The 18582-nt window shown below is 65.2% G+C and carries 15 protein-coding genes; 11 read left to right on the forward strand and 4 right to left on the reverse strand.

Annotation, left to right across the window (positions count from 1 at the left end):
* The first annotated feature begins 6 nt into the window (after nt 1-6).
* The 3 genes from QQS38_RS03370 (at nt 7) to QQS38_RS03380 (ending at nt 2580) form a co-directional block, all read left to right on the forward strand.
* Nucleotides 7-183, forward strand: coding sequence for a hypothetical protein (locus tag QQS38_RS03370; protein ID WP_479643935.1), 177 nt, complete (start codon nt 7-9; stop codon nt 181-183).
* Between the two features lie 491 nt (nt 184-674).
* Nucleotides 675-1742, forward strand: a complete 1068-nt coding sequence (locus tag QQS38_RS03375; RefSeq protein ID WP_479643936.1) for a LysR substrate-binding domain-containing protein — start codon at nt 675-677, stop codon at nt 1740-1742.
* Nucleotides 1743-1875: 133 nt separating this feature from the next.
* Nucleotides 1876-2580, forward strand: coding sequence for an ABC transporter ATP-binding protein (locus QQS38_RS03380; protein WP_479643937.1), 705 nt, complete (start codon nt 1876-1878; stop codon nt 2578-2580).
* Nucleotides 2581-2905: 325 nt separating this feature from the next.
* Here QQS38_RS03380 and QQS38_RS03385 read toward each other — a convergent pair whose 3' ends face one another.
* Entirely contained in the window at nt 2906-3619 is a 714-nt protein-coding gene (locus QQS38_RS03385; protein ID WP_479643938.1) for an autoinducer binding domain-containing protein, read from the reverse strand.
* 874 nt (nt 3620-4493) lie between these two features.
* Here QQS38_RS03385 and QQS38_RS03390 point away from each other — a divergent pair.
* Nucleotides 4494-7625 carry a transglycosylase domain-containing protein gene (locus tag QQS38_RS03390; RefSeq protein ID WP_479643939.1) on the forward strand — a complete coding sequence of 1044 codons (3132 nt, stop codon included), beginning with the start codon at nt 4494-4496 and terminating at the stop codon, nt 7623-7625.
* Nucleotides 7626-7770: 145 nt separating this feature from the next.
* Nucleotides 7771-7977 (forward strand): CsbD family protein, encoded by a 207-nt coding sequence (locus tag QQS38_RS03395; RefSeq protein ID WP_479643940.1) that lies wholly within the window; start codon nt 7771-7773, stop codon nt 7975-7977.
* A gap of 100 nt (nt 7978-8077) precedes the next feature.
* Here the strand turns inward: QQS38_RS03395 and QQS38_RS03400 are convergent, their stop codons facing one another.
* Nucleotides 8078-8980: a LysR family transcriptional regulator gene (locus QQS38_RS03400; protein ID WP_479643941.1), complete on the reverse strand. Its 903-nt coding sequence runs from the start codon at nt 8978-8980 to the stop codon at nt 8078-8080.
* A 144-nt stretch (nt 8981-9124) separates the two neighbouring features.
* Between QQS38_RS03400 and QQS38_RS03405 the strand changes: the two genes are divergently transcribed.
* The 4 genes from QQS38_RS03405 to QQS38_RS03420 are packed head-to-tail and all read left to right on the forward strand — an operon-like array spanning nt 9125 to nt 14893.
* Nucleotides 9125-11254: a 3-hydroxyacyl-CoA dehydrogenase NAD-binding domain-containing protein gene (locus QQS38_RS03405; protein ID WP_479643942.1), complete on the forward strand. Its 2130-nt coding sequence runs from the start codon at nt 9125-9127 to the stop codon at nt 11252-11254.
* A gap of 38 nt (nt 11255-11292) precedes the next feature.
* A complete protein-coding gene (locus QQS38_RS03410; protein WP_479643943.1) occupies nt 11293-12501 on the forward strand; it encodes an acyl-CoA dehydrogenase family protein in 1209 nt (402 codons plus the stop codon).
* 12 nt (nt 12502-12513) lie between these two features.
* A complete protein-coding gene (locus QQS38_RS03415; protein WP_479643944.1) occupies nt 12514-13656 on the forward strand; it encodes an acyl-CoA dehydrogenase family protein in 1143 nt (380 codons plus the stop codon).
* 16 nt (nt 13657-13672) lie between these two features.
* Complete coding sequence (locus QQS38_RS03420; protein ID WP_479643945.1) at nt 13673-14893, forward strand: CaiB/BaiF CoA transferase family protein; 1221 nt, start codon at nt 13673-13675, stop codon at nt 14891-14893.
* Nucleotides 14894-15003: 110 nt separating this feature from the next.
* On the opposite strand, the gene QQS38_RS03425 is transcribed toward QQS38_RS03420, so the two are convergent.
* Entirely contained in the window at nt 15004-15873 is an 870-nt protein-coding gene (locus QQS38_RS03425; RefSeq protein WP_479643946.1) for a helix-turn-helix domain-containing protein, read from the reverse strand.
* A gap of 187 nt (nt 15874-16060) precedes the next feature.
* Here QQS38_RS03425 and QQS38_RS03430 point away from each other — a divergent pair, with 187 nt between their 5' ends.
* Complete coding sequence (locus QQS38_RS03430; protein ID WP_479643947.1) at nt 16061-16429, forward strand: nuclear transport factor 2 family protein; 369 nt, start codon at nt 16061-16063, stop codon at nt 16427-16429.
* A gap of 226 nt (nt 16430-16655) precedes the next feature.
* Here QQS38_RS03430 and QQS38_RS03435 read toward each other — a convergent pair whose 3' ends face one another.
* Nucleotides 16656-17144, reverse strand: coding sequence for an Lrp/AsnC ligand binding domain-containing protein (locus QQS38_RS03435; RefSeq protein ID WP_479643948.1), 489 nt, complete (start codon nt 17142-17144; stop codon nt 16656-16658).
* Between the two features lie 100 nt (nt 17145-17244).
* Between QQS38_RS03435 and QQS38_RS03440 the strand changes: the two genes are divergently transcribed.
* Nucleotides 17245-18531, forward strand: a complete 1287-nt coding sequence (locus QQS38_RS03440; RefSeq protein WP_325338447.1) for a D-amino acid dehydrogenase — start codon at nt 17245-17247, stop codon at nt 18529-18531.
* The last annotated feature ends 51 nt before the right edge of the window (nt 18532-18582 follow it).

The following is an 18582-nucleotide window of genomic DNA, read 5'->3' on the forward strand; positions in this document are numbered from 1 at the left end:
CAGAGCATGGACCTTATCGAACTCGCACGCGAATCGGGCATGGCGGTGCTGCTCGATGCGAAGATAGGCCGCGAGCAATACGTCAGCGTGAGCGGATCGCTTGCCGCGCTCGCTCGCTTCGCGGACGCGGTCCGCAGCGAAGCCGACGAAAGCGGCCCCGACGGCGGCAGCGAGCGCCGATAGTTTCTCCTTACGCACACGGTTGCCGGCGCGTGCGCGGGCCGCCGCAGGCGCAGGATGCATGCATGCGCCTTCGCTCTAGAGCGGCCCATCCCTTGCCCTTGCGTCGAACGACTCGTTAGCCCCCTCGCTCGTTCGATGCTGCCGTCCCCCGCGCGGGCCTTCGCGCGCCGTCGCGCCTCCTCTCTTTCTCTTCAGACGAGCATCAGCACAGCGGCGCGCGGATAACTACGGCCAGTTCCCACACTAGGCACGCCACGGCCTCGGGGCGCATCTAGCGCTTCTCTGACCGAGCGCCTACCAAAGCTATCAGTTACGTATCCGCATACGAATGGCTTAAAACCGGCCACGACCGAATGCATTTTGGCGGGCGCGCACCCGCGCCCGCCGGCCGCCCTTCGAATAGGTCCAATTCGGTCCGATTCGGTCCGATTGGATCGCGCGCTCGGCTGCGGCTCGGCGTTCTTCCCGCAACTTTTCCACGAGGTACTCGCATGGCAACGCCTCTCGTTCGACTAGCACCGCTCGATTTGATCCGCGGCTTCGTCGCCGTCGGCCGCCGCATGAGCGTCACGCTCGCGGCCGAGGATCTATGTCTGACCCAATCGGCCGTCAGCCGACAAATTCATTCGCTCGAAGATGCACTCGGCGTGCCGCTGTTCCATCGCGGCTATCGCTCGATCTCTTTCACCCAGGCCGGCGAGCGTTTGTTCCGCACGGCCGATAGCGTCGTGCGCCAACTGCAGGACACCTTCGAGACGATCATGCGACCGGCCGAACGGCAGCCGGTGACGATCACGGCCAGCATCGGCGCGACGGCCCTGTGGCTGCTGCCGCGGCTGTCCGAGCTGCAGCGCCGCTACCCCGAGCTCGACGTGCGCGTGGCAGCCAACGACAAACTGCTCGACCTGCGCACGGAGGGGATCGACCTGGCGCTTCGCTATGCGAGCGTCGCCAACCCGCCGCGAGGCGCGACGCGTCTGTTCGACGATACGATCGTCGCCGTCGCGCACCCGTCGCTGGCGCTCGACCGGCTCGATGCCGATGCGCTCGGGCGTCATGCGCTGCTCGAGTTCGACGCCTTGCGCCGGCCACTCGCGCGGTGGTCCGATCACTTGGCGGCGCTGGGTTTGAGCGAGGCCCCGCCCCGCGGCATCCTGCACTTCGATCAGTACGATCAAGTCGTGCAAGCGGCGCTCGCCGGCCAGGGCATCGCGCTCGGAACGCTCGACCTCGTGCAACCGCTGCTCGACGAAGGCAGCCTCGTGGCCCTGACCGCGGACCAAAACCACGCCGGGGGGTATGCCTACTGGATCGTGCAAGGCGACGCGCTCGCCCGGCAGGAAGTGCGCGACGTCGCGCAGTGGCTGGCAGAGCAAGCGCGCTTGCCGGCGCCGCCCGCGGAGCGTCCCATAGCGGCCGGCGCCGGTCTCTGCGCGCGCGCCGCGGTGTCTCCTTGCCCGCCGCCCGCCGCGAACGCTGTGCCGGCGTACTTGAGCGCCGGCGCCGCAGCGCGCGCGACCGAGGCTGCATCGGCCGCCGAGCGCGCAGCGCTCTCATAGGCATACGCGCGGGCTGCCCCTTTCCCACTATTTGTGGTAGTTGTGGTCGGATCGGACGGCGGGTGAAATCGACGGCGTCCGCATCCGGCGCCGCCCAAGACGCGCCGGGCGAACACTCTCGAGGTGACACCCGATGCGCATGCCACTGCTGCAGATCGAATCGCTCACCGCCGGCTACGGCAAGAGCGACGTACTAGACGATGTCTCCGTCGCCCTGTTTTCAGGCAGCCTTGCCTATGTGCTGGGGCCGGGGGGCGCCGGCAAGACCACGTTGCTGATGACCATTGCCGGTCTTGTCCGGCCCAAGCGCGGCGCAATCCGTCTCGACGGCGAAGACATTCGGCGCAAGCGCCCGAACGAGCTGCTTGCCCGCGGCATCGCCTATGTGCCGCACAATCGTTTGCTCTTCAGTTCGCTTTCGGTGCGCGACAATCTTCTCGCCGGCGTATGGCGCGAGACCGATCGGCCGCGTATCGAGGCCGACGCGGCGCGTCTCACGGCGCGTTTTCCGTTCTTGCAGACATGCGCCCGCCAAAGCGCGAGCCGCCTCACCAACGGCGAGCGGCAATTGCTGGCGATCGCGCGTGCGCTCATGTCGCGGCCGCGCCTATTGCTGCTCGACGACCCGTTCGACGCGCTGGCCCCCGTCGAGGCCGAACGCGTGGCAGATCTCGGAGCCGAGCTCGCCGCCGACGGAACGGCTGTGGTAATCGCGCAACGCAATGCGACGCCAATCGCATGGCCCGGCGAACAAGCCTATCGGCTCGACGGCGGCCGCCTATGCCAATCGGACTGCCGCAGTGCACCCACTTGGCCGGCGCTGAGGGCTTCGATATGAAACAGCATACCGGCGCAGGAAGTGCCCTCGGCCCGGCTGTCGTCGCGGCGACCTGTGAATCGCAATTCGAGTTGCCGGATTCCTGGTGACCGTGTCATGCATTGCCGCCAACTGCTCGCATCGCGACGTGGCGTAAATGCATGCAAGGTGCGAGACATTCGCGCCCCGTCGCACTTGGCAGACCCATGCCGAACGCGGGAAGAATTGCATTAGCGCGGCATGGCCTCCTATCAGTGCGACGCGCATTAAGCGCTTTTCCGGTCAATTGCGGAACGATTGTGAAATTCGGCAATAAATAGCATTGAATTGCAATCGTCGGCAGCGGTTACTGAAGCAGGCCGAGCATCGCCGCGCGCACGACGGCGGCCGTCTTGTTCGTCGTCTTCAGCTTCGTCACGGCGTTCTTCACGTGGAAATTCACGGTATCGACCGAGATCACGAGAATCTTCGAAATCTCGCCGGACGTCTTGCCATCGGCGGCCCACTTCAGCACTTCGACCTCGCGATCGGTCAGCCCGCGTTCGGGATCGTCCATCAAGGTCGGCATCAGTGCGCGCTTGAGCGATAAATGCGCGGTGCTCACGAGCCACCGCATCTTCACTTCGTTCTCGGCAAGCTCTTCGCTCGTGAGCGGATCACGCGAACGGGCGAGTGTGAGCATGCCGCCTACGCCGCAACTGTCGAACGCCGATTGCGCCCACCCATAGCGCAACCCGTACGACTGCGCCTCTCGCCACAGTTGCGGCACACCGCTAAAAAGTGCGTCGTTCCAGACGATCGGCGCTTGCGAGCGCCGCGCATGCTGCACGGTGGGGTCGATTTCGTCGTAGCGCGCTTCCTGATAGCGCCGTTTCCACGCTTCGGGGTAGTTGCTCAGCAACCGCGTCTTCGGCTTGGACAGCGGCCACGGCGCCCGCAAGCCATATGCGCAGAACTCGAAGCCCAAGCTCCGAGCGGCCAGCGCGATCTTGCTGAAAATCTCCGCATCGGAGCTCGTATGATTCAACTCGTGCAGCAGTTCCTCGGCCCAGCTTTTCATTTATGCCTCCTCGTCGTCGCGCAAGCCATGCGAGCGACCCGCGCGATACCGCAACGGCTCGCGTATCGCGAGCCGAAGTATCGACATCCCGGCATGCGCCTCCCGCGGTACGGCACGACCCGGCCCGCGGCTCTCGACGAGGTGCACACCAAAGGCTCTTCTTCGATTCGATGCAAAGACTTCAATGCGACGACCGCAATTTCAGCACTTCCCAAGGGTGCGGCGCACCGGCGAGGGCAGCAAGGACGAACAAGTCCAACGAGCAATAGCCATTGCGCCGAACGGTGACAGCGGCGGCGAACGCGCAGCGCATCGATTTATTTCCCGGTGGCAGCCCCGCTATTGCCGAATCCATCTATGCTGAGTGTCGACGCTCGAGCGGTCGATAAAACGACACGATCATCGCACATTTTTTGTAATTGGAAATTCGAGGCGACGCTCACTTACGAATAACCGAAATTCCGAAGAAATTAATACCGAAACGATAATCCATCCTGTCAATTTCAGCGTCATATTTACGCGAATCGATGCCCCCATCTTCCCAGTATGCGCTGCGCTGGGCGGGTCGAACCGGCGCCCAGCCTCGATCACCCGGGCAACATCGCAGGCTCGGCGCCCATTGGGCGTGCGGGTTGCTTCTCCACCCCGAGAGGACGCCGCCATCGGGCTGCGGCGCGAATACGAGGCCTTCGGTGCGTTTCTACACACATTCCGCTATGCACAGGGGTTCGGCGCACGATTACACTAGTACGAGCGTTGTCAGCGCGCCATCGTGCCGCAGCGCGACCGCCGCGCCGGCCGGAACCGAAGCGGATGTCGCGACAGCGGCGAACGACGAAGCGCCCGGAGGCGACGCCGCCCAGGGAGCCTCATCATGAATCGCCCACTCGCCCGCCTTCCCTTGCGCTACATCTCCACGATGTCGCTGGGCGCGCGATGGAAGTGGCTGACGCTCGTGGGCATCGCCGCACTCGTCGGCGTACTCGCCTACTTCGTTTCAGTGGAAATGCAAACTTCCCGGCTGCAAGCGCGCTATTTCGCGAAGCTTGGCCGGCAGGTATCGTTTTCAGTTGCTTCGGGCCCGAGTGACAGCGTTTTATTCCCCACGCCCGGCGGCCCTTACGACTGGCGCTTGGGCTATGCCCGGCTGCCCGACTTCGAAGCGCGACTTCGCAAGCGCGGTTTTGCCGTAACGAGCCAAGCGCGCGATTCGTCGATGATGAAGTCGCTCGCCGGTCAAGGGCTGTTTATTCCATATGCGGAAAAGGACCAAGCCGGACTGCGTTTGTTCGACGAGGCGGGCGTGCCGCTATTTAGCGCGCGCTACCCGGCGCTCGCGTACGCCGATTACGATTCGATTCCCCCCATCATCGTCAGTGCGCTGACGTTCATCGAAGATCGCTACTTGCTCGATGCGAGCGAACCCGCCCGCAACCCCGCGATCGACTGGGGCCGTTTCGGCCGTGCCCTGTGGGATCAAGCGCTGCGCCTCGTCAATCACCATCGGCACACGCCCGGCGGCAGCACGCTCGCCACGCAAACCGAAAAATTCCGCCACTCCCCCGGAGGCCGCACCGCCACGCCTCCGGAAAAGCTCCGTCAAATCGCATCGGCATCGGTCCGCGCCTATCTCGGTGGGGAAAACACGATGGCGGCGCGCAAGTCCATCGTCGTTCACTACCTGAACACGGTGCCGCTTGCGGCGCAGCCGGGCGTCGGCGAAATCGAGGGGTTGGGCGACGGGCTGACCGCTTGGTATGGACGCGATTTCGCGCAAGTCAATCGTCTGCTCTCGCAAGCGAGCACCGAAACGGGCAACGGCCCGATGGCGCCGGGCGTTCTTGCCGACGAAGCCGTCGCATTCAAGCAAGTGCTCTCGCTGCTGATCGCGCAGCGCGCGCCGTCGTACTACCTCGTGCGCGACCGCGCTGCGCTGGCGGCGCTGACCGACAGCTACATCCGCGTGCTCGCCGCCAACGGCGTGATCTCGGCGCCCTTGCGCGATGCCGCCCTCGCCGCCTCTCTGCAAACGCACAAGGCCGCACCGCCCCAGCCGGCGATGTCGTACGTCGCGCGCAAGGCCGTCACGCTCGTGCGTTCGCAGTTGCAACAAACGCTCGGCATCGCCAGCTTCTACGATCTCGATCGGCTCGATCTCACAGTGCGCTCGACGCTGAACGATGCTGCGCAACGCGCCGTCAGCGAGCGCCTCGCGCAAGCGGCCACCATCGACGGCGCGAAGGCGGCCGGCCTATATGGCTTCGAAATGCTGCGCCCCGGGGACGATCCTTCGAAAATCTCATTCAGCTTCATCCTGTTCGAACACAAGAGCGGCGCCGATGTCGTGCGCGTGCAAACGGACAGCGTGAATCAGCCGTTCGACATCAACGGCGGCGCGCGCTTGAACCTCGGCTCCACCGCGAAGCTGCGCACGCTCGTCACCTATCTGCAAATCGTCTCGGCGCTGCACGACCGTTACGCCTCCTTGAGCCGCGCGCAACTGAAGCGCACGAACGTCGACCCGCTCGACGGTCTCTCGCGCTGGGCGCTCGACTACCTCGCCGACGCGAAAGACCGCTCGCTCCCCGCCATGCTCGATGCGGCCGTCGAACGCAAGTATTCGGCAAACCCGGGGGAAACCTTCTACACCGGCGGGGGTGCGCAGGTGTTCACGAACTTCGACAAAGCCGAGAACGGACGCATTCTCACGGTGCGCGAGGCGTTCCAGCATTCGGTGAACCTCGTGTTCGTGCGGCTCATGCGCGACATCGTTCATTACGAGATGGTCGAGTCGGCCGGGCCCTCGGCGCATTGGCTCGACGACCCCGCGCTCCGTCATCGCTATCTCGTACAGTTCGCCGATCAGGAAAGCCTCGTCTACCTGCATCGGTTCTACGTGAAGTACCACGGCAAAGCGCCCGACGATGCGCTCGACGCGCTGATCGCGGACATGCGCAAGAGCCCACCGAAGCTTGCCACGGCGCTGCGCAGCATCGCGCCCGATGCGCCATTACCCTGGTTCGCGGCCCGCATGCGTGCCGCGCTCGCGCACACGCCGAGCGCCTCGCTCTCCGACGACGATCTCGCCAAGCTCTATGCGAAGTACGGCATCGACAAGTTCAACTTGAACGATCGGGGCTACATTTCGGGCGTTCACCCGATCGCGCTGTGGATGCTCGCCTACCTGCGCCAGCATCCCGACGCGACCGAGGCGCAGCTGCGCGAGGCGAGCCGCGATGCACGCCTCACGTCGTACACGTGGCTGTTCAAGACACGGCACCATCTGACGCAGGATCGCCGTATTCGCCACATGGTCGAGTTGCAGGCGTACGCCGCCATCGGCAAGTCCTGGCGTGCGCTGGGCTATCCGTTCGAGACGGTCACGCCCTCCTATGCGGCTGCGATCGGCGCTTCGGGCGATCGCCCCGACGCGCTCGCGCAATTGATGGGGATCATCGCCGACGACGGCAAGATGCGCCGGGCGCAAAGCATCGACACGCTCGCGTTCGCCGCGGGCACGCCCTTCGAAACGCATTTCGCACACGCGCCGAGCGCGGGCAACGAGGCCGTCTCGCCCGAGATCGTGGCCGTCGCACGCCAGCTCTTGCACCAGGTCGTGCAAGCCGGCACGGGCAGGCGCCTCGCCACGGGGTTGCCGCTTGGCGACGGGCGCACGCTCGACGTGTACGGCAAGACCGGCACCGGCGATCAACGCTTCGACGTCTATGCGCGCGGCGCGCGGCTCATCGAATCGCGCAAGGTCAACCGCACGGCCACGTTCGTGTTCGTCATCGGCGACCGCTTCTACGGCACGCTAACGGCTTACGCGCACGAGCCCTATGCCGCGCGCTACGACTACACCAGCGCGATGGCGGTGCAATTGCTCAAATCGCTCGGTCCCTCGCTCGCCCCGGTCCTTGCCGCGGACGATGCGCAAACGCAGGCCGCCAGCGCGCAGGCCGACGCCTCGACGCCCGCCGCTGCCCAATCCACGCCCTCCTTCTGACTCGCCTTCGCTCCTGCGCAGGCGCGCCGCACGCATGCTACGAATATTGCGCTCCGTCCCCAAAGCGGCGCGCGAGGGACGGGCACGTGCGTTGCGTCTTCGAACATGTCGCACGTGCGGCACACCGCAACCAAGGAGAGATTAGATGAACAAGGACCAAGTGAAGGGCGTCACGGAAAAGGCGAAGGGCAAGGTCAATCAAGCCGTCGGTAAGGTGACGAACGATCCGGCACGCGAAGCCAAGGGCGATCTCCAAGAAGCGGCGGGAGAGGTCCGTAAGGGCTACGGCGACGCCAAGGAAGACGTGAAGGACGAACTCGAGCGCGAACGCGATGCGAAGAAGCATCACTAGCGCCACAGCTACGGTCAGCTAGCGCTAGCGCGCCCAGCACGAAGCGCTAGCTGGCGGCCGTCGCGACAGGAAGCGAGCGGCCGAAGCCGAGGGGCGGTCCCTACGCGGTCCGCCCCGATTTTTTTGCCTGCGCGAGAATGAAGTCGATAAAAGTCGCCGCCGCACGCGTTTGATGGCGATCCGGCATATAGAGCAGGTACATGCGCGTGCCGAAAATGCTGAGCCGCCACTCGTCGAGCGTCGTCACGACTTCTCCCCGGCGAATGTCGTCCTGCACGACATAATCGGGCACGATGCCGACGCCGAGGCCCGCACGCACCGCTTGCCTCAAGAACAAGAAATTCTCGGAAATCAGCGTGGGCTCGAGCAGGACCTCGTGCCGCTCATCGCCCAGGTAGGCCGCCACGCGCAACTGACGCCCGACCACCGTCGCCGTGATGAGCGGTGTCGCGCCCAACGCCGCCAGTTGCGTCGGCAAACCATGCTCGCTCGCATAAGCCTTGGACGCACAGGCGACATACCGCACCGCGCCCATGTCGCGCGCCACGAGGTTTTGCGGCGGCTCCGACATCACACGCACTGCAATATCGACTTCATCGCGAAGCAAGTCTTCCACGCGGTTTTCGAACACGACGTCCAGAACGATGCCCGGATGCTGCCGCTTGAATTCGAGCAGCCAATCGGCCATCACCAGTTGGCCGTAGCCGCTCGGCACGGACAGCCGCACCCGGCCCTGCAGCGTGCGGCCGAGCGTTTCCACCGTCTCCCGGGCCGCTTCGAGCGCGCGTCGGATTGCGCGGCCATGCTCGACCAGGCGCAGGCCGACTTCGGTCGGCTCGACTCGGCGCGTCGTGCGCCGCACGAGTTGCAATCCGAGCGTGCGCTCGAACTGGTTCAAGTGGTAGCTGACGTTGGCGCGGGTCATCTTGAGGCGGCGCGCCGCCTCGCTCAGATTACCGGCTTCGAGAATTTCGACGAGCAGAGAGAGAGAATTCAGGTCCACGCGTCTCCCAGCGAGGCTGTGGTAAAAGGAATCACGGCATCGTCAAATACGATTTGACAGTCTGTCAACTCATGCTTGGATTGTCAATTGCGGCTATCCGCTCGACAATCGGGCTACCTGTCACCATCGAGTCCCGCCCCGCCCATGACCGCCTCGAGTTCGCCTCCCGTCGTCTCCCGCTCCCTGCACGGCAATGTCCTTGTGGTCAGCATCGATCATCCCCCCGTGAACGCGCTCGGCGCCGACGTTCGGCGCGGCCTGCTCGAGGCAATCGACGCCGCGCAGGCCGACGCGGCCGTGGCCGCGGTGTTGATCGTCGGCGCGGGCCGCAATTTCATTGCAGGCGCCGACATTCGCGAGTTCGGCAAGCCGCCGCAGCAGCCGTTGCTGCCCGCCGTGTGCAACCGCATCGAGGCGTGCACCAAGCCCGTGGTGGCCGCGATCCATGGCGCCGCGCTCGGCGGCGGGCTGGAAATCGCGCTCGCCGCCCATTACCGCCTCGTCGTGCGCGGCGCAAAACTCGGTTTGCCCGAAGTGCAGCTCGGCCTGCTGCCGGGAGCGGGCGGCACGCAGCGCACGCCCCGGCTGATCGGGGCTGGGCCCGCCCTCGATTTGATGCTCTCGGGCCGTCATGTTTCGGCCGAAGAAGCCTGGTCCTTGGGCTTGGTCGATCGCCTCGGCACCTCCGACGACGTCCTCGGCGAAGGGCTTGCTTATGCTCGGGAGCTGCTGGCCGCGCATGCGGGCGTGCGCCCGACGCGCGCCGCCACCGCGCTCGCGAACGAAGGCCCCGAGGCTAGCCGCAGCGCCATCGAAGCCGCGCGCAAGAACGCGGCAGCGCGTCAACGGGGGCTGTTTTCACCCCTGAAGATCATCGAGGCGGTCCAAGCCGCCCTCGGCTTGCCGTTCGACGAAGGCCTCGCGCTCGAGCGCAAGCTATTCCTCGAATGTCTCGAAAGCCCACAACGCGCCGGACTCGTGCATGCCTTCTTCGCCGAACGCGAAGTGGCGAAGGCGCCGGAAACCCAGGTCGCCACGCCGCGCCCCGTAGCGACGCTCGGCGTCGTCGGCGGCGGCACGATGGGCGCGGGCATCGCCGTGGCGGTGCTCGAAGCGGGCTTGCCCGTCACGATGATCGAGCGCGACGACGAAGCGCTCGCGCGCGGCCGCGCACATGTCGAACGCGTCTATGAAGGCCTCGTTGCGAAAGGCCGCATGAGCAGCGAGGGCAAAGCCGCCGCGCTGGCCCGCTTCGCCGGCAGCACCTCGTACGAGGCGCTCGCTCACGTCGATCTCGTCATCGAAGCCGTATTCGAGGACATGGCGGTCAAGAAGGCCGTGTTCGCCGAACTCGATCGCGTGTGCAAGCCCGGCGCCGTGCTCGCGACGAACACGTCCTATCTCGACATCGACGAGATCGCCGCTACTACCTCGCGCCCGGCCGACGTGATCGGCCTGCACTTCTTCTCGCCGGCCAACGTCATGAAGCTGCTCGAGATCGTGGTACCGGCGCGCGTCGGCCCGGACGTCGTCGCCACCGCATTCGCGCTGGCCAAGCAACTGCGCAAAGTGCCCGTGCGCGCTGGGGTGTGCGACGGCTTCATCGGCAACCGCCTGCTCGCCGTCTATCGCACCGCCGCCGACTATCTGATGGAAGACGGCGCGTCGCCCTATCAAATCGACCACGCCATGCGTGAGTTCGGCTATCCGATGGGACCGTATCAAGTGGTCGATCTCGCGGGCGGCGATATCGGCTGGGCGGCGCGTAAGCGGCGCGCGCCGACGCGCGATCCGCGCATGCGCTACGTGCAAATCGCCGATCGCCTCTGCGAGCGCGGCTGGTTCGGTCAAAAGACGGGCCGCGGCTTTTACCGCTACGAGCCGGGCGCGCGCACCGGCGCACCCGACCCCGAAGTGGAAGCGATCATTGAAGCCGAGCGCTCGCGCGCCGGCGTCTCGCCGCGTAGTTTCACCGATGACGAAATCGTGCGCCGCCTCATGTGCGCCATCATCAACGAAGCGGCGAACGTCGTGCGCGAAGGCATCGCGCTGCGTCCGCTCGACGTCGACATCGCGCTCGTCTACGGCTACGGCTTTCCGCGTTATCGCGGCGGTCCGATGAAGTATGCCGACATGCTCGGCTTGCCGAACGTGCTCGCGGAACTCGAACGTTTGTCGCAAGAGGACGCGTTCTTCTGGCGACCGTCGCCGCTCATCGTCGAACTCGTTGCACGCGGCGCCGATTTTTCGAGCTTGAACGAAACGGCGTCCTAGCGCGGGCCCACCGAACGACCACCCTCGAGGGCGACCCGATGGATCTGAATTTCACGGCGGAAGAAGAGGCGTTTCGTGCCGAAGTCCGGCGTTTTCTCGACGAACGGCTGCCGGCGCGCACCGCCCGTAAGGTCAAGCACGGGCTGCGGCTCACGCGCGAGGACATGGCGCAATGGCATGCCATTCTGAACGAGCGGGGCTGGCTCGCCAGCCACTGGCCGCGCGAGCATGGGGGCACCGGTTGGAGCGCGGTCGAGCGCTTCATCTTCGATAACGAATGCGCGCTGGCGGGAGCGCCGCGCATCGTGCCGTTCGGCGTGAACATGCTCGGCCCCGTGCTGATCAAGTACGGCAGCGAAGCGCAAAAACGGCATTTCCTCCCGCGCATTCTCGACGGCAGTCACTGGTGGTGCCAGGGCTATTCCGAACCGGGCGCGGGCTCGGATCTCGCATCGCTTTCCACGCGCGCGCAACGCAAGGTGGACGCGGACGGCGAACACTACCTCGTCAACGGCCAGAAGACGTGGACCACGCTCGGCCACTACGCGAACATGATGTTCTGCCTCGTGCGCACGGCCACCGACGTTCGCAAGCAGGAAGGCATCAGCTTCTTGCTGATCGACATGAGCACGCCGGGCATCGAGGTGCGCCCCATCGTCACGCTCGATGGCGAGCACGAAGTCAACGAGGTATTTTTCACCGACGTGCGCGTGCCCGTGGAAAACCTCGTCGGCGAAGAGAACCGCGGTTGGACCTACGCGAAGTACTTGCTCACTTACGAACGCACCAATATTGCCGGTATCGGGTTTTCGACGGCGGCGCTCGAGCGGCTCGAGCAAGCCGCGGCGGCGGTCATGCATCGCGGGCGCCCGCTGGCCGAAGACCCGCTTTTTGCGGCGCGCATGGCTCGCGTGGCGATCGATCTGGAGAACATGAGGACGACCAATCTGCGTACGATCGCCGCGGCCGCGGGCGGCGGCGCGCCGGGCGCGCAAAGCTCGATGCTGAAAGTGCGCGGCACGCAGATCCGCCAGGAAATCGCCAGCTTGATGCGGCGCGCCCTGGGCCCCTACGCCCACCCGTTCATCGACGAGGCGTTCGACGAGGGATACGACGGCGAGCCGCTCGGCGCGTTCGATGCACCCGACGCCGCCAAAAGCGACTTCAACAACTACAAGCTCTCGATCTTCGGCGGATCGAACGAAATTCAAAAGAACATCATCGCGAAAGCGATCCTTGACCTCTGAAAGGGCTCGACGATGAACTTCGAAGTGACCGACGAACAGCGGATGCTTGCCGATACGCTCGCGCGATTCGTCGCGGAGCAATACGGCTTCGCCACGCGCGAGCGCAACGCGCGCTCGCCCGAAGGATTCGATCGCGCGATGTGGCGGCGCTTCGGAGAGCTCGGCGCGATCGGCGCGCTATTCGCGCCCGAGCACGGTGGCTTCGGCGGCAGCGGTGACGATATCGCCGTCGTCTTCGATCAGTTGGGCCGCGGCTTGGTGGTCGAACCGTTTCTCGGCGCGCTCGTGGCGGGCCGCGTGCTCGCGCTGGCCGGCAACGAAACGCAGCGCGCCGAGCTAGTACGGCTGATCGACGGCGAAACGGTCGTTGCGCTGGCCCACGGCGAACCGGACTCGCGCTACGAGCCGGCGCGCGTCGCCGCCACCGCCATGCGCGCCGGCGACGGCTGGCGCTTGAACGGAGCGAAGGCCGTGGTGCTGTTCGGCGCAGCGGCCGACGGGTTTGTCGTTTCGGCGCGCACGAGCGGCGAGGTGGCTGCCGAGCATGGCATCTCGCTGTTTTGGGTGCCGCGCGGCACACCGGGTTTGGCGCTGCGCGACTACGCGTTGATCGACGGCGGCCGCGGCGCGGAAGTGATGCTCGGCGATGTGAAGCTGGCGTCCGATGCGTTGATCGGTGCGGTGGACGGTGGTTTTGCCACGCTCGAAACCGCGCTGGGCGCGGGTCTCCTCGCGCTTTCGGCCGAAGCGTTGGGGGCGATGCAAACCGCGTTCTGCGCCACGCTCGAATACTTGCGCACGCGTCGCCAGTTCGGCGTGCCGATCGGCAGCTTTCAGGCACTGCAACATCGCATGGCCGATCTCGCGATCGATATCGAGCAAGTGCGCTCCGCCGTCATCAACGCAGCCGCGGCGCTCGACGCCTCGCGCGCTGCCCGCGAGCGGGCGCTGTCGGCGGCCAAGCACACCGCGGGGCAAGTCGGCGCGCGGCTAGCGCGCGAAGCCGTGCAACTGCATGGGGGCATCGGCATGACCTGGGAGTTGCCGCTATCCCACTACGCGAAGCGGCTCGTCATGATCGATCATCAGTTCGGCGACGAAGATCACCACCTGGCCAGATACATTGCACTCGGCCGCACATCGACGCAAGCGTGAGCGAGGACGCCGCGACATGAACGAATCGAACACCCAGGGGCGCGCCGCTCTGCCGCTATCGGGTATCCGCGTGCTCGACCTCTCGCGCGTGCTCGCCGGGCCATCGTGTGCAATGGCTCTGGCGGACCTCGGCGCCGAAGTCATCAAGATCGAACATCCGAAGCGCGGTGACGACACGCGCGATTGGGGCTCGCGCATCGGCGCGACCGAGACCTGCTACTTCAACAGCGTGAATCGCAACAAGCGCTCGGTGACGCTCGATCTGCAGACCGGCGAAGGGGCTCGGCTCGCACGCGAACTTGCGATCAAGAGCGACATCGTCATCGAGAACTTCAAGCTCGGCGGCGCGCGCAACTTCGGCCTCGACTACGAGGCCTTGAGCCGCGTGCATCCCTCGCTCGTGTACTGCTCGATTTCGGGCTATGGGCGCAGCGGGCCGGAGGCCGCGCGGCCCGGATACGACCTCGTCGTGCAGGCCGAGTCGGGCTTGATGGCGATGAACGGCGAGCCCACGCAACCGCCGTTGAAATTCGGCGTCGCGGTCGTCGATTTGGTCACGGGCATGTACGCGGCCCAAGCAATCCTCGCGGCATTGTTCGATCGAGCGCGCACGGGGCGCGGACGCCGCATCGAGATGGCGCTGTTCGATTGCGGCGTGGCGATCACCGCTTACTACGGCCTCGAAGCGCTGCTCGCGGGCGAGGACCCGCCACGCTACGGCAATGCGCATCCGTCCATCGTCCCGTACGGCGTCTTCGATGCGAAAGACGGACCGATCGTCGTTACCGTCGGCACGAACGCGCAATTCGAGCGGTTTTGCCGGGACGTCATCGATCGGCCCGACTTGGCCGAGGACGATCGCTTCAAGACGAACCTCGCGCGCGGCGCGCATCGAGAACCGTTGATCGCTCAGATCAAAGCGGAGTTGGGCAAGCGCGAACGTTCCACCTTGCTCGCGCGGCTGACGGCGGCTGGCATCCCCTGCGGGGAAGTGATGGGGTTGCTGGAAGCGTTGACTTCCCCGCGCGCCGCAGCAGCCGGGCTCGTGACCGAGCAGTCGCATCCGGTGGCGGGCGCGGAGCACGTGCTCGCGCCGCCTTACCGGATCGACGGCGAGCGGCCGCCGGTCCGGCATGCGCCGCCCGTGCTCGGCGAAGGGACGCAAGACGTGCTGCGCTGCGTGCTGGGGTTGGACGCTGAGACCGTCGCGCAGCTTCGACGCAGCGGCGTGATTTAGACGGTTGGTCGGTACATCGAGGGGAGTCGAGTTGCGCCGTGCCAAGCCAAGCCAAGCCAAGCCAAGCCAAGCCAAGCCAAGCCAAGCCGCTCTTAGCGGATGGCGCCGGCTTACGTCACCGCTCCTTCTGCCTGCCGTGCTTGATAGTCGCGCAATGCGGCGGCTGTGGCCGCATCGGCGGGAAAGAAGGCTTCGATGGCCAGTTCCGACAAAGTCACATCGACCGGTGAGCCGAACACCGTCGTCGTACTGAAAAACGACAACACTCCGATGTCCGTGCGCAGACCGAACGGCACGACGACATCGGCCAACGGCGGTGGTTCGCCACCGTGTTCGGCTTTGGCGCCTGCCGGCGCCGGATAGGCTGCGAGCTCCTCGATCATTGCCGCGAGCGTCGCATCCCCGCTCGCTTGCGCCTGCCGCTCGATGCGTTGCAGCGCGTGCGCACGCCAGCCGGTCCAATCGACGATATGCGGCGCGAGGCCGTCGGGATGGAGCGACAAGCGCATGACGTTGACGGGCGCCTCGAGCAATCGCGGATCGGCGCGCGCGACGAGCGGCGCCAACGCGGCGTTGGCCGCCACCATCGTCCAGTGCCGATCGATCGCGAGCGCGGGGTATGGCTCGTGCCCGCGCAGCACGAGTTGCACGGCTTCGCGCGCGGCATCGAGTTGCGGATCGCTCAAGGGCCGCTCGGCATAGAGCGGCGCATAACCGGCGGCGACGAACAACGCGTTACGCGCACGCAGCGGCACCTCGAGTTGTTCGGCCAAATGCATGAGCATCTCGCGGCTTGGCTGTGCGCGGCCCGACTCGACGAAACTGAGATGGCGCGTCGAAATCTGCGCCTCGGTGGCAAGCACGAGTTGGCTCATGCGGCGGCGCTGGCGCCACTCGCGCAGGAGATCGCCGACGGGGCGGCTCCCCCGTTGCGAGGCGGCGCGCGAAGGGGAGCGCGATGGACTGAGGATCGAGTTCATAACGGCGATCATAGCGAAACGCCGCGGTGTTTCCATTACCTCGCACGTAATCGACGCGCCTCGCGCTTTGTCCGAAGCTTCGGTCCAGGCGCTAACCGAATCGACCTGAACGAGGCGAGACGGCTAGCGACCGAGCGATACGGCCTACCTGCGCCGTCAACCTTAGCCTTGAGTTTTGGAGAAAGCCATGACTGCCCATCTCGACCTCGTCGACCGCTATTTTTCCGCTTGGAACGAAACCGATGCTGCCCGCCGCCGCGAATTGATCGCACGGACGTGGGCCGAAGACGCGTCCTATGTCGATCCGCTACTGGCCGGCAAGGGACACGACGGCATCGACGCCATGATTGGCGCCGTGCATGAACGCTTTCCGCAGCACGTGTTCCGGCTCAGCGCACCCGCCGACGGTTTCGGCAATTACGTGCGTTTCTCGTGGGACCTCGTGGCGCCGGGCGGCGACGCGATCGTGAAAGGCTCCGACTTCGGAGTGGTCGATGCCGCGGGCCGGTTCAAGAACGTCACCGGATTTTTGGATGTCGTGCCGCAAGCGGCTTAGGGCTGCGAGTGGAGACATCGACCGAACCTGTCCGCATTTTGTGGGTGAGGCGTTGAACAATGCGTTATCCGCGCGCCTGCGTAGATTTCCGGCCGACCAGGACAGCAAACTGGTTCATCGCTGATTTCCAGTCGAAAGCAGCGCGCACAGTCTTCGCCGGTACATTGCGCAGCGCCAGCCACCCACACAATGACGAATGGGTTCGCTTCGCCCGCCTCGATCCGCCTCAATCGCCTACCGAGATCATCAGCGTTTCCTTGATCTCTTCCATCACCACATAGCTCTTCGATTGAACGGCGCCCGGCAGTTGCAAGAGGATGTCGCCGAGCAGTTTGCGGTAATCGGTCATCTCGCCGATGCGTGCTTTGATGAGGTAATCGAAATCGCCTGAGACGAGGTGGCACTCGAGCACCTCGGGGATCTTTTGAACTTCGCGCCGGAACTGATCGAACATATTGCCGCTTTTGTTGCCGAGCGTGATCTCGACGAATACGAGCAGCGCCGCGCCGAGCTGAGCCGGATCCACGCGGGCGTAATAACCCAGGATCACGCCGTCGCGCTCCATTCGCTTGACGCGCTCGATGCACGGCGTAACGGTCAGCCCCACGCGCTCGGCCAAGTCCTTCATGGCGATGCGGCCGTCCTCCTGCAGCAGCTTGAGAATCTTGTGATCGAGCTTGTCCAGCTTACGAATCGGCTGCCGTTGCGTGCGCATGATGTTTCAACCAAAAATCAAAAAAATACACGAACAAAAACTGCTTTTGTCGCAATAGTATAGCGTCATCAACTGGACTAGTCGGTGTTTGGGAGCAACTATGCGAGTCGTCGTTTTAGGTAGTGGCGTCGTCGGCGTGACAACCGCGTATTACCTGGCGCGCGCCGGTCACGAGGTCACGGTGGTGGATCGCGAAGCCGGTCCCGCGCTCGATACGAGCTTTGCCAACGCCGGCCAGATCTCGCCCGGCTACGCGGCTCCCTGGGCAGCTCCCGGCGTCCCAGTCAAAGCAGTGAAGTGGATGTTCCAAAAGCACGCGCCTCTCGCAATCCGTCTGGACGGCACGCAGTTCCAATTGCGCTGGATGTGGCAGATGTTGCAAAACTGCACCGCCGAGCGCTATGCCGTCAATAAAGGCCGGATGGTGCGCCTCGCCGAATACAGTCGCGACTGTTTGCAGGCGTTGCGCGCCGATACCGGCATCCAATACGAAGGCCGCACGGGCGGTACGCTGCAGGTTTTTCGCACGCAGCAACAGCTCGACGGCGCACAAAAAGACATTGCCGTGCTGAAGGACGCCAACGTGGCGTACGAGCTCTTGAGCCCCGCCGAGCTCGCACGCGCCGAGCCGGCGCTCGCCGCCGTCTCGCACAAGCTGACGGGCGGCCTGCGGCTGCCCGGCGACGAAACGGGCGACTGCCAATTGTTCACCACGCGCCTGGCTGCGCTCGCCGAATCGCTCGGCGTTAAGTTCCGTTTCAACACATCGATCGATGCGCTCGAAACGGCCGGCGGCCGCATTGCCGGGGTGCGTTGCGGCGGGCAAACGTTGCGCGCCGACGCCTACGTCGTCGCCCTCGGTTCGTACTCCACTCAGCTGTTGTCGGGCATCGTGAAGATCCCCGTCTATCCGCTCAAGGGCTATTCCATCACGGCGCCGATCGTCGATTCCGCGAAAGCGCCCGTTTCGACGGTGCTCGACGAAACCTACAAGATCGCGATCACGCGTTTCGACGATCGCATTCGCGTGGGCGGCATGGCGGAAATCGTGGGCTTTAGCAAGACGCTGCGCCAGGCGCGGCGCGAAACGCTCGAAATGTGCGTCAACGACTTGTTCCCAGGCGGGGGCGACACCACGCAAGCCTCGTTCTGGACGGGCCTGCGTCCGATGACGCCGGACGGCACGCCGGTCGTGGGCCGCACACCCGTTTCGAACCTGTTCTTGAACACGGGGCACGGTACGCTCGGCTGGACCATGTCGTGCGGTTCCGGTCAGTTGCTGGCCGACTTGATCTCGGGGCGACGCCCGGCAATCCAGGCCGACGATCTGTCCGTTCATCGCTACCTCGGCGATCGCGGCGCGGCGCCGCAACCCGCTTACGCGTAACGGCTCGCGCATACCTCAGCAGCCGGCAGCAGCACGAGCGGCGCCCCAACC

Source organism: Trinickia sp. Z7 (assembly GCF_056498045.1).